Below are 16,106 nucleotides of genomic sequence, written 5' to 3'. Positions count from 1 at the left end.
TATTTTGGATATAAGGGTGAAAAATACTGGGAAAATATTTCTCAAATATAAACCGACCAAGACAACTTATGTCGCCCGCCCCTAGTACATTTTCAATAAATTTGGCATCATACGATTAACGAAAGAATGAATAATGATAAATGACTCAAATGCGTTGGTTAGAACTCCTTTCAACAGTTCGTTTAGGTAGTAAAAAGCAAAGTACAGAACAGGCACGAAGTCCATTTCATAAAGATTATGACCGCATTATATTTTCGCAAAGTTTTAGACAACTCAATCGTAAAACTCAAGTTCATCCACTGACCCAACATGATGGTATTCATACACGGCTCACGCACTCTTTAGAGGTGTCATGTATTGGCCGTTCTTTGGGAATGCTCGCTGCTGAAAAAATCAAAAATGAACTCCCCGTTTGGATCTCCCCAGCAGATGTAGGGGCAATTATTCAAGCTGCATGTTTGGCACATGATATTGGTAATCCACCCTTTGGGCATGCTGGTGAATATGCGATTCGTGAATGGTTTGATGATGCTGCACATACAAATTTTTTACAAGACCTGAGCCCTGAACAACAAGCAGATGTGCGACAGTTCGAAGGTAATGCCCAAGGTTTAAGACTGCTTACTAAAATTGACTATCATCCTCATGATGGAGGTATGCGTCTTACTTACGCAACGTTAGGAGCTTACTTAAAGTATCCTTGGCTCTCTAAGACCATCGAATCTCAAGGGAATACTCCTGCAAGCAAACGGGCTAAATTTGGCTGTTATCAAGCTGAAAAAGAAATTCTTAAACAGATTGCAGATCAACTCGGTTTAATTCAATTGGGTGAGTATCATTGGTGTCGTCATCCGCTGACGTATTTACTAGAAGCTGCTGATGACATTTGTTATGCCTTAATTGATTTAGAAGACGGTATTATTCTCAATATGCTCAGCTATGAAGAAGTTGAACCTATTTTTCTTGATTTGTTAGGAGATTATGGCGTTCCCGCTGAACTTAGTATGCCGTATATGACTTGGCAACAAAAAATTGCAGCCTTACGCGGTCGTGTCATGAAACGGCTGGTAGATGAAGTAACCACTGCTTTCGCAAAACAACATTATCAAATTTTGTCAGGACAGCTAAAAGGTTCGTTACTGCAATACTGTGCTGAGGATATCGAGATTGGGATTGATCGAGCAAAAAACCTTGCCCGTGAAAAAATATTTGAACACCCGCAAAAATCAGGTTTGGAAATTATTGCCCATCAGAGTTTACAGCATATTTTAGATGCCTTTATTCCCCTTACGACACCGAATAAAACATTAAGTTTTAAAGATGGTCGTTTACTGTCTATTTTAGAACGCTTTGGTGCACGCTTTAGTGATCATCACTATGACAATATTATGCAAGTCTTAGATATTGTGAGTAAATTTTCAGACCATCAAGCCTATAACTTAGCGCAAGAACTCCAAGGTAATAAGGTTGGTTTTTTCTGATGAAACGGTTTGTAGATGATGGAATCACATTGAATAGATTTTCTCGGCAACCTATTTTAGTAGAATGTCCATTTTGTTTAAAAAATGCCACCGTCTATACGAAAAAAATTGATGATGTTGATTTTGAGCAACCCTTTTTTAGTTGCCAAAAATGTTGTAAATCATTTGACCAAAAAGCCAAACAAGAAAATAACTTAGGCTATTTCTCTGGGGTTTATTTAGATATTGAAGAAACTTGTCGTTGTAAACGTGGAAAATTTCAGTTTCATCAATACTATGCAAAAAAGAGTTTTGTTCCTCAATTTATTGAATTGAATTGCAACTTTTGCCCAATTTCCAAACGGATCTATCCTAACCAATTTGATATACGCAAACAATTTAATCGCGGCTTCAATACAGATCCTTATTTTGGTTATTGCCTAACACTATGTGTAGCAACAAGAAATGGACTTGTTTTTGCCTATAATCAAGAACATATTAACTGTTTAAAAGATTATATTTCTGCAAACCTTAGACAAAGAACTTATTTAAATACCAATAAAACCTATTTTAATCGTTTACCTGCTTGGATAAAATCTGCCCGAAATCGCAAAGAAATTCTTAAAGCAATTTTGCGTTTAGAGCAAATGGCATCTACTATTCAACCATTAACAAATAAGTGAACAAACTCAATGATCGGATGTCTTATTGGTGAAGTCTTAGCTTTAGAAGCACCTACCGTACTTTTAAATGTAAATGGCGTAGGTTATGAGATCGACACGCCACTCTCAACATTTTGCCAATTACAAAAAGGTCAAAAAGTTACCTTATGGACACATTTAGCCGTACGTGAAGATGCTCAATTGCTATATGGCTTCTCTAACGCTCAAGAAAAAACCATCTTTCGCACCCTGCTAAAAGTGAATGGTGTCGGTCCTAAAATGGCTTTAGGCATTCTTTCTACACTGAGTGTGGAAATGTTGGTACATACTGTTGAGAATGGTGATGTGAAAACTTTAGTTAAAGTCCCTGGCGTTGGTGCAAAAACAGCCGAACGTTTAATGATCGAGCTGCGTGATCGCTTTAAAGCCTTTGCTACAGGTACCACACCGAGTAATTCGACTTCAACTCAAATACAATTTACGGGCAATTCTGCTGTTGCTGAAGCTGAAGCGGCATTGCAATCTTTAGGTTATAAACCTTTGGAAGCACAAAAACTGATTAATGCCGTGAAAGCAGACTATACTGAAGCAAGCGACATTATCCGTGCTGCACTTAAATCCATGAATAAATAAGATAGATTAAGACACTCATGCAAGACCGTTTAATCAGTGGGGCTGAAAAACCCGAAGATCATTTTGATCGTGCCATTCGTCCAACCTCTTTGGATGATTATATAGGCCAACCTGTTGTACGAGAGCAAATGGAAATCTTCATTGGTGCTGCTCGTGGTCGTGGTGAAGCACTTGATCATACCTTGATCTTTGGCCCACCCGGTTTAGGTAAAACCACATTGGCCAATATTATTGCCCGTGAAATGGGGGGGAACCTTAAATCTACCTCTGGTCCTGTCCTAGAACGCGCAGGTGATTTAGCTGCAATGCTGACCAATCTTGAAGAAGGGGATGTGTTATTTATCGATGAAATTCATCGCCTCTCTCCAGTAATTGAAGAAATTCTTTATCCTGCGATGGAAGATTACCAACTCGACATCATGATTGGTGAAGGCCCTGGTGCACGTTCGATAAAATTAGACTTACCACCATTTACCTTGGTTGCTGCGACAACGCGTGCAGGTCTACTCACCTCACCTTTGCGTGATCGCTTTGGAATTGTGCAACGTTTAGAGTTTTATTCAGTAGAAGATTTAACTCATATTGTGGCGCGTTCAGCAACATTAATGAATGTTCCCACAACAGCAGATGGGGCAAAAGAAATTGCTCGTCGTGCACGAGGTACTCCCCGTATTGCTAACCGTTTGTTACGTCGTGTCCGTGACTATGCACAAGTTAAAGGTACTGGTGAAGTCACTCAACACATGGCACAACGTGCATTGGATATGTTAAATGTTGATAAAGATGGTTTAGATACTTTAGACCGTCGTTATTTATCGATGTTATTAGAACGTTTTGATGGCGGACCTGCTGGTGTTGAAGCTTTAGCCGCAGCAATGGCTGAAGATTCAGGCACCTTAGAAGATGTGATTGAACCTTATTTGATTCAGCAGGGTTATGCTATGCGTACCGCTCGTGGGCGTATTGCAACCAACCAAGCCTATTTACAGTTTGGGATGACACCACCTGAGCCAAAATAATCAATAAATGGGAATATTCAATATTCCCATGTTCTTCTTATTTTTCTAAAAGGCTTTAAGTTTTATAGAAAAATCTCTTCTCGTATATTTTTAGCATCTAACCCCTAACAATCTGTGTCGATTTATGTAAATATTTTTATAAAAATTAAATACATAAAAGAAGCTACATACAAAAACCCTATAAAAACAGGGCTTTTGTATTGCTACTCTAAGCTGAGATTTATTAGAATTTAAATGTTGTACTCAATTGAACACGACGCCCCTCTTGAGTATTGCTATATTGATTGTAATAAAGTGAACCTACTTTCTCATAATCAATAAAGTTTTTATCAAAAATATTATATAAAGCAACGCCAATATCCCACGCATCATTCACATTAAAATTTGACCCTATATGCATCAAACTATATGCCTTAAAATCACCCAATGCATCATAGACACCTTTTTCTATTGCAGACAAATTATTATATGTGGCGGCGTAACGAGCACGTTCACTACGATATTCACCACGAGCCCATAATTGAATATTATCATCAGCTTGCCATTTTAACGACGCGTTAACAATATGTTTAGGCGTATCGTTTAAAGGCGGATTACCCAGTGCATTATCCTGAATTTCCGTTTCGGTCCACGTATAGTTCAAACCAAATTTCCAAGTCGGTATAAATTCCCAATTTAAGCCTGTTTCAATACCATAGATATTTGCTTTTTGAGCATTGGTCGGACGTCTTACACTCCAGGCACGGGAGCCAGTATCTCCAGGTTGCATTAACCAAGGCGTACCCACACTTGCCATAAAATCTTCACAAGCTTTTTTGTCTTTAGAATCCTTGGCATCACATGTTCTTTCAATTGGGCCAGTGATTATTTTATCCTTCACCTGACTATAAAATGCTGTGATATTAGCATCAAAATTAGAATCATTATTAAAATAAGTACCTAATTCAAAGTTATTACTTGTTTCAGGTTTTAAATCTGGGTTACCAAAAAGAGGGGTTCGTCCTTGCCCACCTACGTTATAAATTCCATGGGTCAGGCGTTCTAAGCGAGGTGCTTTATAGCCTTCACTATAGCCACCTTTAAACGTCCAATTGTCATTTGCGTTCCAAACTAGATATGCTCTAGGGGTCCAAAACGTACCAAATGTATCATGATCATCAAATCGTAAACCCACCGTTAAAGCTAAATCAGGGCTAAGCGCCCATGTGTCTTCAGCGAAAAGACCCAATTGCTTAAACGAAACTTCTTTATTCACTCTTAATCCATCTTTAATGCTCGCATCCCACCATTGTCCACCAAAGGTAATATTGTGCCCATCAAGATATTGGGTTGCGAATTTAGTATCAAAAATCGTGTCTTCGCTTTCTAAACGACGGGGAGTCATCACATTTAAACCAGCTTGAGCACGTGATGGAATAAGGCGACCAACTGTTTCAGTTTGAGTATTACTAATACTGGATTCCAAGCTTCCTAATTTATTACGCCATGTATGTGCAAGCGTGAGTCGATCTCTATTATATTCTTGTGCATTATCATAGCCACCATTGGCCCCAAGCGTACCAAGTTGCCCTTTACTATTGTCATACCATTGCTCAGTTTTTTCATACTCTACGGAGAGATCATGTTGCTTAGTTGGTGTGAATGTTATGCGAGCCCCTATAGTTTCTAAATCCGATTTGGTTGGATTATTTCCCATACTCAGTTCTACTGAATTATTATTGTTATCAAGATAGCCTACATTGGATTGACTACGTTGCGCTTTTCGAGCACGAAGTTGTACTCCCAACAAATCTTGAACAATCGGACCGGTAATAAATGCATCAGCAGCACGTTGATTGCCAAAACTTGAGCTACTAGGGAGTAAAGTGCCTTCTAATGTTATTGAGCCTGTCCATTCATTTGAAACTTTTTTTGTAATGATATTGACGACGCCACCCATTGCATCAGAACCGTACAATGTAGAAGCTGGTCCACGAATAATCTCAATTCGTTCAATTGCTGAAATTGGAGGAATAAAACTGTTATTTGATTCACCAAAACCATTTGGTGTGATGTCTCCTGTGCTGTTCTGACGACGACCATCAATCAAAACCAGAGAGTATTCAGAGTCCATCCCTCGAATACGTATATTTAAACCACCTGTTTTCCCAGCGCTAGGGCTAATATCGACACCCTCAACATCAGTTAAAGCGTCTGCAATTGAGTTTATTCGTTTGTCTTTTAAGTCTTTTTCTGTAATCACAGTAATACTTGCTGGTGCATCTTTAAGTTTTTGCTCATAACCCGCAGCAGAAACAACAATTGTAGCAAGTTGTTGTGGATCTGCAGATTCAGTATTGCGTTCAGCGAAAGCTGAAGTTGTTGTAATTCCTAAAAATGCAATTGAGATTGGATAAAGGTTAAACTTACTCATAAATAGAATTCCAATAGATGGACGAGATAAATAATTGACAAAATAAAAACAAATAACACAAATACTAATGATAAGAATTATCATTAGTAATAAAAAGCATACAAAAAATAACCTTCCCAGTAAAGACTTATTACACTTAAAATTAACTAAAACTTAATAAAATATTTATTGGTTTTCACAAAGCGATTTAACGACACAGATCCAATTAAAAATTTTACTATTTTATAAAATTCATCTTCGATAAGTCATTTTTACACAGCGCTAAATATAAACTTCTACTGTCAGATTAAATCTTCAAACAAGTCTTTTCTTAATTTCCATAACATGTTGTAAGGCTTATCAAAAACTTTAATGATTTAAATATATACTTATTGGTTATTTTAAAGAATTTCTTATTAATATTTTTAGAAAAATATAGTGTATCTTAATATTAGGCACTTATAAGTAGGCAAAAATAAAGGATCATATATATAACTTTTTTTAAACAATCAGAAAAAATATTTCAGGAATGAGCTGACAGTGTTGATAGTTGGAAAATATGGCATATACATTAGGTGCTCAAACGTTACTGCCTATAACCCGCTATTACAAATAAATATAAGCAAGCCATTTTGATTAATGAGTTTTTCTTATTGTATGTTTAAAAATTTAAATTTATAAAAAAGCTAATTCAATGTTAATAATTTAATAAAAGGATAGTTGAAGATTTTGACTGAGTAACACAAAAAGGGAATCAAATTAAGTGAACTTGCATGGAATGTAAGTTTAGAAAAATTTTAACAGTGCATATATCTAAAGCTCATCCGAGAGTCTTTTATACAAATATTCAAACTCACTGATAGTGATGGTTATCGCCCGAAAATCAATATTTTCAACATGGATGTGCTCGTTTCATAATCAAATAAATAGGATATTTAAATATGGATAACACCCAGAATATTTTACAAAAATTTGCAATAAAAGTCAGTGATTGGTCAGAAAAATGGTTTCCTGATTCCTATATCTTTGCCCTGTTAGGTGTCATCATTGTCGCCATAGCTGCGATTGGAATAGGAGCATCTGTTCAAGATGTCGCAATTTCATTTGGCAATGGTTTCTGGAGCTTGATTCCATTTACGATGCAAATGTGTATGTTGATTGTCGTTGGTTATGTGGTTTCAGTATCTAAACCCGTCGAAATGCTCATTCAAAAAATGGCTCAGATTCCAACATCTGGAAGGAATGCTATTGTTTTTGTAGCGACGGTCAGCCTCTTTATTTCACTGGTTAATTGGGCCATGAGTACAGTTTTAACTGCCCTTTTGGTGATTGCACTATCCAAGCGTAAAGAGCTGAATATGGATTATCGTGCAGCTGCCGCAGCCGCTATTATTGGTATGGGAGCAACTTGGGCACTTGGCATTAGTTCTTCCGCTGCTCAGTTACAGGCAAACAAGGCGAGCTTACCAGAACCACTTTATAACTTAACTGGTATTATTCCTTTTACTGAAACGATCTTTTTACCACAGTCTATGATTATGACTGCAGTATTGATTATTGTGTCAATTGCCATTGCATTCTGGTCTGCACCTAAAGGCAATAGTATAAAAACCATTGATGAATTTGATATTCATTTTGTAGATAAAGAGACCGAAGTTCAAAGCAAAAAACGCCCAGGTGACTGGCTGGAAAACTCTCCAATTCTCAGTATCTTAATTGTAGTTTTAGGCCTGATCTGGATGTTTAATGAGTTTACAAAAAGCAATCCGATTATTGCGATTTCCAGTTTAAATACTTATAACTTTATCTTCTTAATGCTGGGTATTGCTTTACACGGAACTCCTCGAAATTTTTTAAATGCAGTATCTAAAGCTGTCCCTGCGGTTTCTGGCGTACTGATTCAGTTTCCACTCTATGGAAGTATTGCTTTTATTATGACAAGTGCAATGAACGCACAAGATTTATCTCTATCTCATTATATTGCTGAATTTTTTGTATCAATTGCATCTAAGGAAACTTTCGCAATTGTCATGGGGCTGTATTCAGCTATTTTAGGTTTCTTCATTCCGTCTGGTGGTGGTAAGTGGATTATTGAAGCACCTTATGTCATGCAGGCTGCACACGATCTGAAAGTACATTTGGGCTGGTCTGTTCAGATTTATAATGCAGCAGAAGCTTTACCTAACTTAATTAATCCCTTTTTTATGTTACCCATGCTGGGAATTTTAAAATTAAAAGCCAAAGATGTTATTGGATTTACAGTTACTCAGCTTGTCTTCCATTTACCCTTAGTTTTATTCTTATTGTGGATTCTTGGTCGTACTTTAACCTATATGCCACCTACTTTTTAGAATGTAATATCTTTTCCTTGCCCTCCTTCTAACTTTAAGCGTTTAGGGCAAGGATATCACTAAGCTATTGATATAAATAATCTAAAATTGCGTATAGTTGTAGTATGTTAATTTCAGGGAATATTATAGATTACTTATTATTTTCATAAATTTGCCCTCTATATTTATTATTCATGTTGAAATTTAAGCTCCAAATTATAATGGATAATTTCGTATCGCTCTCTTATTTAATATAAATTTTATTTAGATGAGCTAAAACACTAAAGTTCTCTCTATTCGATTTAATATAATGGTCATTATATGAAATACTTCTCACTCAATCTTTCTGCATCAACTACTTTATCATTGCGTGATATTCTATAATTTAACTTTTGAGTATGACAGTGAGGGTAATACAGTACTCACTGATGCTACTTCATTCAAAGAATCCTCAAGCTAATCTCTGTCAGCCCTCCTTAGCACATTCGGATTGTAATCTTGTGCCATTTGAGAAAGCATGCCTTGTGCTAAAATTCGCGCCAAAGTCAGTGTTAAACTCTTGTGCAAATTTATAAGTGGGTCAAATCGATTTAATTTTTCTACTATATAGCCTCTAAAGGCTATATACACGTACTGTTTAATCAACCAGGCCTCTGTTCATGTAGATTTCCGTTTCTCTCAAAAGATCTCACAGATGCTTTTGGCATAGTTGATAGGTTCCCTTATAAGTATTGTAAAATTCAATGAAGCAATCAGATCAGCGATATAAAGCTCATCTTCTTCCAACTGAATCATTTTAAATTGAAACAGCACAAGTGAATACTGGCAAGCAATTGATAGATATGCAATAAACAACACAGGAATGCATAGCAACATGAGTAATAAATTCGAATTCCAAATTCTAATATTTATATGAAATGTAGCAATAATAAGCAATAATAAAAAACATAAGCACCACAACCTAATGTTTAAAATCATAAACTTATATAAAATTAACTCTAATAAGCAATATTTAGAAATAATTAGCAGTCTATTTATGGTCTACTATGGGTCTACTTTTAAAGAACTCGAATTAGTAGACAAGACTAAAAATAAATAGATATAAATTGAGCTGTGGTGATGTTCACTATGGTTGAATGATGCGCTCAATTTTGAGCACATCTATTTTGATGGGATGAATCTCGAGCAAACCGATTATTTGCTGAATAAAGAACTACCATTGTCATTACATTTGAGTATGTATTTAATAGTTTAAAACATATTTTAATACACCTTGTTTTTTGCTTTTTGAGTAGTTTTCTATTCCAAAATTATTCCTAGAGATAAAGCCCTCACTCCGAGGGCCATGCTTCCCTCAATTTTTCTGCATCAGCTGCGTGTCCATCAGCTTTTTCTGCCACTGCTCGATATTCAGTGATGCAGTTTTCGAGTATGTCACTGTTGGCAGTGGTGTACTCAATGATGGTTTCTTTGGAGGTGTTGGACAAACGACTGCTTGCAATTTTGAGCTGCTTTGACAAGCTGTCAGCACTGGCACTAGCAATGCGACTATCAGACTCAATTTGTTTAATTTTAGCATTATAGTTTTGCTCCGCTTTTAACTGTTGTTCAGACCATTGTTTCTCTTTTAGTGCTGCAGGTGCTTTTGCTTGTTCTGCCAGTGCTTTAGATTCAGCAACTTCTGTTTTGTATTTTGCATTCAATAATGTGTATTCACTTTTAAAATGATTTACACGCCATGATTGAATACCTAATGCCGTTATGGCCAACAATAAAAAAACCGCCATTGCGATAATGACGGTTTCATAGAATTTCGCTAAGAATGACTGAATCATTGCGCCCCCATACACTTGTTATAGCGATCTTGCTGCCGTGTCCAAACACCATAACAACCATTGGAGCGAATACTACAATCACGTTTGGCAACGTATTTGTATTTAAGCAATGATGCACATGCTTGTTTATACTGCCCTGCTTTAAGATTTCTGAGCATTGATGAGCCATTCCAATTTGCTTGGCCATAGTTGTAAACAAAGTCCAAATACACATCATATTCAGTCTGAGTTAGCTTCACGCCTTGCAATGACTTGCGGAAAGCCGCTTCATCCTTTGCAATATGAGCCTTGGCAATTTCAACTGCTCGTTCTTTGGTGATCGGCTTGTCAGTCATTTTGACTTTTGTGCCGTTTTCGTATGATGTGGACCCAATTCCGATAGTCGCAACTTTGGCACTGTCCAAATATGGCTTTGATTTGTACCCCTCATAGCCAATTAAAGACGTAAAAAAAGCAGCTGAAGCTGCTAGACTAGCCACTAAAATTTTAGTCTTGTTTGACATCGATCTTCCCCTTAATTTGAAGTGATGCGATATAGGCTTTGTGTTCTAGTTCATCACGTTTGTCTTTCTTACGCGCGAAATAGAAGTTCATTAAGAAACCGCCAATTGCAACAATAATACTTACCCAAACAACTATATCTACTGAGCCAAGCCAAGCAGATAATACGCCTGAAACTGATCCCCCATAACCAACTGCTTTGCTTGCTACAAGAGCTGTAGCCGATGTGTCTAACGCTTGTTCAGACATGTAACCCCCTAATTTTTGGCAATAAAAAAGCACCCTGTTGGGTGCTAAAACTGAATTGATTCTATTTGATCAATACTTTCTGAGTCATAAATAAGTTGCCGAGCTATTCGACTTCTTGAATGACAGTTTGAAACATGCTGAGCTAACGCAATTCTCAAACCTTTCAATTGTTCTGCATTTAGCGAAACGATTGAGTTGTCTTTTAAAGTCCATTCCACATCTGCGCCAAGTTCACTGGCTGTGATGATCCGGGACTGAGAAGTAACATCTGACTCAAAAGTAAAGTTTAAAAAAGAAAAACCGCCATATTCGGCGGTTTCTCTTTGAATTTTGATCTCCGACCATTTCTGGTCTTTAGCTTGATCTAATGACCGAGGATCAATCCACTGTTTCAAATTATAATCAAATATATGATGAGTTGATGGTTGTTTGGGTATGTGTGCCCACCACCCACGGTAATACATATTTGAGGATGGAGGGTCTGAAACAGCCAAACAACCAAGCGGTTTATTTAGTGCAATTGTTTCTTTATTTGCATAAATCAACTGTAGCAGCTCACCTCTTTTTGAAATAATAGCTGTCATTTCTTCATTTCCGTCAGAATCATTTGTGGACTTTGAATGCTAAAAATACCTGTAGTGCTGTTTAAAGTAATACGTATCGCGCGAGTATTGCGATTTGCAAAACCTAATTTGAGAACATAAGTAGCTAGCCCGCTAAAAATGTCTTCTATCCCAGCATTCACCGCAAAAGTTCCAGTGAAATAAAATCCACCAGAACTCATTACATCAGTCGGAGGTGTTTCCTGCCGGGCGACTAAAGTTCCATTTCTGTAGATCGAAACAACTGCCCTAAGGTTTAACCTTTCAAAATATGAAAGCGAGCCACCATCAACTGCATAAGCAGTCAAGTATTCACTCTTAAAAGCAATACAAGATGCATCTATTCGGCATTTCCCTCCTGATCTGTTGATTGTTGCTGTTAATAAATTCCCGAATTTAGCCTCCCACTCTGCAAGTTGAGAATTATAATCGCTGTATTGCGGACTATAGGCTCCTGAAACGACGATTTCACTTGTTGACTTGATTGATGTTGGAACAGTGACTGCTTCATCTTGTATCTTTAAAGTACCTACTGCTAAATCTTTGATTTTTCCTGCTGTCACGGCTAAATCTTCAATCTTTGCTGTTTTTACAGCCAAATCTTCAATATGTGAAGTCTTAACAGATTGATAATCCATAAACACTGATTTCAAGTATGCGGCAACAGGAAATACTGTTCCTGTCACAGGGTCAGTAAATGGTGTGGTTCGAAATATAAATGGGTAGTACCCGACACTATCACCACGTCCAATAGCCAATGAATCAACATCAAAGATATACTGTCCCTCTACACCATCATTGGCCCCACCCCACCCAATAACTTTGCCATTCACATCAATTTTAGTAAATTTTTGTGCGTACAAACCATTGGTTGATTCAGCAACTTCTTGAATCGAAGCTTCATTGTCTCCAACTTTTGTTTGAAGTGTTTCAGTCAATTTAACGTTAGCTGATACCGCATCTGCTGTTGCTTTAATCTGTTGCTGATACAAAGCATCATTCTGGTTCATTTGGGCAGTAACTTGGTCAGTGCGAATAGACTGAGCTAAATCAGCTTCAATTCGTGCTGATTGTTCAGACCATACGCCAGCATATCCACCAGAGTTACCAATCAATTCAGATTCTGAACCAATTAAAGTTGGATTGACTTGTGCATAAACACCATCGATCCGTGTCGTTTGTGCTGTGATCTTGCCGTTATAATCCTGTTCAATCTCAGACTTAACTTGCGTCAATTGTCCTGTTGAGGCTTTATCATCTAGCTCCAACTCCAATGCATCAATTAATTCAGCATTTGCATTTGATTTATCAACCGCAATTTGTGCTGAATTACGCACAGTTGCTAATGCCTGATCATTTTCAACAATATAAGTATCAATCTTTTGAACAGTGGCCTTATCACCCTCAATACGCGCTTGAACTTCTTGCTGTGCAAAGGCCTGAACATCATCGACTTGAGCAACAGTTGTATCAATGCGCTTACTTAAAACTAGATCACCTTCAATCATTGCGGATTGGAGTGACCAAGTTCCCGCGAAGCCTTGATCATTGCCAATCAAATCCGTTGCCGACCCAATCAAGGGAGGATTCAACTGCGCATAAACACCATCTGTTTTTTCAGCAGTCAGTTTTAATTCATCCGCAACAACCTTAATGCTATTTTGTGCAGCTGCTATACCGTCATCACTAGACTTCTTAACAGTATCAACAACTTCAAGTACTGCATCATCACCATCAATAATTTGCTGAGACAAACCATCTTTCGCTTGTTGAATTGCAGATTGACGATCAAGAATTTCTTGATTGATCTGATCCTTTGTATTCTGAATGTCCTGTTTGATAGGCCCTATTTCACCATCAATCGTTTCAATGTGATCAATCTTGGTCTGTAAGTCTTTATGCAACTGGCTTTCAGTGATTTGCTCATTTAAAAGATCAAGCACATCTGATGCATCTGCGGAAGTCACACCACTGACCCAATCAGACCAATCGCCTACATTACCAATACGGTCAATCAAGCGTCCGCGATAATACTGACGTAAGTTTGGCTGCATACCTTGAATCGTGTGCACCGTTGTCGGATAAGCAAACAAACCAAGTTGAGCAATATTTGAGGTGCTATCTGGTGAAACCTCAATCTCCGTATATGCTGTATCAAGTGCGCCAACAGATGGAAACAACCAGGTTAATTTCATGCCAAATAAAATACCTTCAGCATGGATATTGGCAAGTTTTGGTGGTTTGCCTTGTTTGCCTTGCAATGTGGTTAATGCTGAACTCGCTGCTAAAGAGGTAATATCGAAAGCAGAAATAGCCGTTACACGCGCTTGATAACTACCTGCATAAATCCCTGGTATTTCAACTGAGGTTGCACCAGTGGTCGGCATCTTGATCCAAGAATCATTATCCTTGCGCCACTCGACAAGATACTTCACCGCATACTCTGCCTTGACCCATTTAATGATCATGGTCGCAATGTTGATCCCTTGTTGCACTGAATCATAGGATTCAATTTGAACATTGGTTGCAGGTGCTTGTACTACTGGATTAATAATGGTAGTTGGCACATCATCAATAAATGCGCCATTATCAATGGCATCATATTTAGCAGCATTGTATTCAACAGCAGTGATTGTAAATTGATGTTCATCATCCTGAGTCAGTGAAACAACTCGAAATTTACGTGTTTTTAAATCCGTTGAATCAATATTCCAAGCATTTTGTGCAGCTATTTCCCCCACATTAAAAGCTTGTGTGACCGTAACGACCTGACCATTGATTGAAGCCAATTGACGTTGAACTGACTGGCCAGATTCACCATTAACATAAATCACGTCATTTGGTTGAGCTAAAACATCACGATCCAAAGTGATTGTTTTACGATCTGCTGAAACAGCTTTGATACGACCACCAATAAAGCGGCCAGCAAAATCATTATCAGCCACAGAAATAATTTTACCAGGTGGCGTGATTTGACCTTCTAGACCCACTTTAAAAGTGACTGTCTGGGTTTCATTTTGCTCTGAACGTAAAGCCCATAAGCCAGCACGTTGCGCCTGACCACGACTCGTACAGCCCCATGCATCAACATCTACAATTCGAACTGCTTTAGCTTCAGCAATCGCACGTTCATCTCGCACAATCTCATAATCAGTTTTGTAGCGATTCTTAGGATCATCCCATGCAACTTTGGCGACATTGTGACGATCTCGATTACGTGTACCTGACCCCTCAAAATTGCCATCAATTACATTGGCATTGGTTTAAGCATAATAAACATCATCTGGGGCATCAGCTTCACAGATAATCGAATCACCATCCCAATATGAAATAGCTCGAAACAAACCTGCTAATTTTGTAAGAATTGAATAAGCATCTTCAGCAGATTGAATATAAATATTACAGGTGAAACGTGGTTCTAATCCCCCTTCACCATCTGACACCATGCCATCACAATACTGCGCTAAGCGATACAGGCTGGCTTTATCCAACATTGCATCAGTGATTCGTTCACCTAAGCCATATCGCTTTGCTGTACATAGATCATAGTAAATCCATGCAGGATTATTTGAATAAGCGCGTTTAAATGAGCCATCCCAAATGCCAACATACTGACGTGATTCAGGATCGTAATTTGTTGGTACACGTACCTTAATCCCCTTAGCCTCTACTGCAACCTTGGCAGCATTTGAAAAGGTTTGAGCATCATACTGTAAAGATAAAAGCGCTGTATTTGGATAACTTAATTTTGCATCAATGACTTCAGAGTATGAATCGATATACATTTTGTCAGTAATGTAATCACTATTCGCTGGTGGCGTTAAACGTCTAACGCGAATATTCCAACCTGTTTGCGCTTTTGGTAGATCTATACGGTGTGGACGCACATAAGCATCAGAAGTTTTGTCATCGATTGCTGTGTTGATCATTTCAACATACGCTGCACCATCTGTACTGATATCAATTGCATACTTAATCAATACACCAGTTACATCACCGTTTTTTGGATTAGTGGTTCTCAATGCGCCAAAACGTAAAAGCACACGTATAGCATCAATACTGGTATTTGAAATGGATCTCACCCATTGTGTGGTAAGTTCTACATTGACATCATTGATATTCGAAGTTTCAACAAACCCTTCTATATAATCTTGATCATTGGTACCGGTGCGGAAATCGCGCGTAACTGACTCAAAGTTACTATTGCCTGAAGCATCTAAAATGGGTGTGTCATCAAGATAGACTGATTTCCAGCCATTGGCCAAGCCCTCAATTTCTCCCTCCGCCATGCCCATTAAGATTTTGTAATAAACAATACTTTGAGCTGAATCAGAAGCGACTACAGGCGTTCTTGATTTGCTTGAGCCTGCTTTAGCTCCTTTAATATTTGTATTCATACTTTATCTCAAGCAATAAAAAAGGC

10 protein-coding genes and 1 pseudogene are annotated in these 16,106 nt (G+C 37.8%); 5 read left to right on the top strand and 6 right to left on the bottom strand.

What is annotated here, in order from left to right:
* Positions 1–140 precede the first annotated feature (140 nt).
* Genes AC4CVF_RS04775 through ruvB form a run of 4 tightly spaced genes read left to right on the top strand, consistent with a single transcriptional unit; the run spans position 141 to position 3,774 of the window.
* Entirely contained in the window at positions 141–1,481 is a 1,341-nt protein-coding gene (locus tag AC4CVF_RS04775) for a deoxyguanosinetriphosphate triphosphohydrolase (RefSeq protein ID WP_004724400.1), read from the top strand.
* On the top strand, positions 1,481–2,143 hold the full coding sequence (locus AC4CVF_RS04770; RefSeq protein WP_490789028.1) for a hypothetical protein: 663 nt from the start codon (positions 1,481–1,483) through the stop codon (positions 2,141–2,143). Before AC4CVF_RS04775 ends, AC4CVF_RS04770 begins: the two co-directional genes overlap by 1 nt.
* Before the next feature lie 9 nt (positions 2,144–2,152).
* Complete coding sequence (ruvA, locus tag AC4CVF_RS04765; protein WP_004724404.1) at positions 2,153–2,755, top strand: Holliday junction branch migration protein RuvA; 603 nt, start codon at positions 2,153–2,155, stop codon at positions 2,753–2,755.
* A gap of 17 nt (positions 2,756–2,772) precedes the next feature.
* A complete protein-coding gene (gene ruvB / locus AC4CVF_RS04760) occupies positions 2,773–3,774 on the top strand; it encodes a Holliday junction branch migration DNA helicase RuvB (protein ID WP_262086242.1) in 1,002 nt (333 codons plus the stop codon).
* A 223-nt stretch (positions 3,775–3,997) separates the two neighbouring features.
* On the opposite strand, the gene AC4CVF_RS04755 is transcribed toward ruvB, so the two are convergent.
* Positions 3,998–6,187 carry a TonB-dependent receptor domain-containing protein gene (locus AC4CVF_RS04755; protein ID WP_490789027.1) on the bottom strand — a complete coding sequence of 730 codons (2,190 nt, stop codon included), beginning with the start codon at positions 6,185–6,187 and terminating at the stop codon, positions 3,998–4,000.
* 920 nt (positions 6,188–7,107) lie between these two features.
* Here AC4CVF_RS04755 and AC4CVF_RS04750 point away from each other — a divergent pair.
* Positions 7,108–8,517 (top strand): short-chain fatty acid transporter, encoded by a 1,410-nt coding sequence (locus tag AC4CVF_RS04750; protein WP_490789026.1) that lies wholly within the window; start codon positions 7,108–7,110, stop codon positions 8,515–8,517.
* Between the two features lie 1,310 nt (positions 8,518–9,827).
* Here the strand turns inward: AC4CVF_RS04750 and AC4CVF_RS04745 are convergent.
* The 5 genes and pseudogenes from AC4CVF_RS04745 to AC4CVF_RS04725 all read right to left on the bottom strand — a co-directional run bounded on the left by AC4CVF_RS04745 (position 9,828) and on the right by AC4CVF_RS04725 (position 16,080).
* Positions 9,828–10,331 carry a hypothetical protein gene (locus tag AC4CVF_RS04745; RefSeq protein WP_490789025.1) on the bottom strand — a complete coding sequence of 168 codons (504 nt, stop codon included), beginning with the start codon at positions 10,329–10,331 and terminating at the stop codon, positions 9,828–9,830.
* Complete coding sequence (locus tag AC4CVF_RS04740; protein WP_490789024.1) at positions 10,328–10,834, bottom strand: lysozyme; 507 nt, start codon at positions 10,832–10,834, stop codon at positions 10,328–10,330. Before AC4CVF_RS04740 ends, AC4CVF_RS04745 begins: the two co-directional genes overlap by 4 nt.
* Complete coding sequence (locus AC4CVF_RS04735) at positions 10,818–11,081, bottom strand: holin (protein WP_419314941.1); 264 nt, start codon at positions 11,079–11,081, stop codon at positions 10,818–10,820. Before AC4CVF_RS04735 ends, AC4CVF_RS04740 begins: the two co-directional genes overlap by 17 nt.
* A 44-nt stretch (positions 11,082–11,125) precedes the next feature.
* On the bottom strand, positions 11,126–11,665 hold the full coding sequence (locus AC4CVF_RS04730) for a DUF4376 domain-containing protein (protein ID WP_490789023.1): 540 nt from the start codon (positions 11,663–11,665) through the stop codon (positions 11,126–11,128).
* Positions 11,662–16,080: pseudogene (locus AC4CVF_RS04725) on the bottom strand (TipJ family phage tail tip protein). The gene AC4CVF_RS04730 and the pseudogene AC4CVF_RS04725 overlap by 4 nt, the downstream one beginning before the upstream one ends.
* Between the last annotated feature and the right edge of the window lie 26 nt (positions 16,081–16,106).

The organism is Acinetobacter sp. LipI_19, from assembly GCF_058242925.1.
Note: the sequence above shows the minus strand (reverse complement) of the source record. Positions and strands in the feature narration are given on the sequence as shown.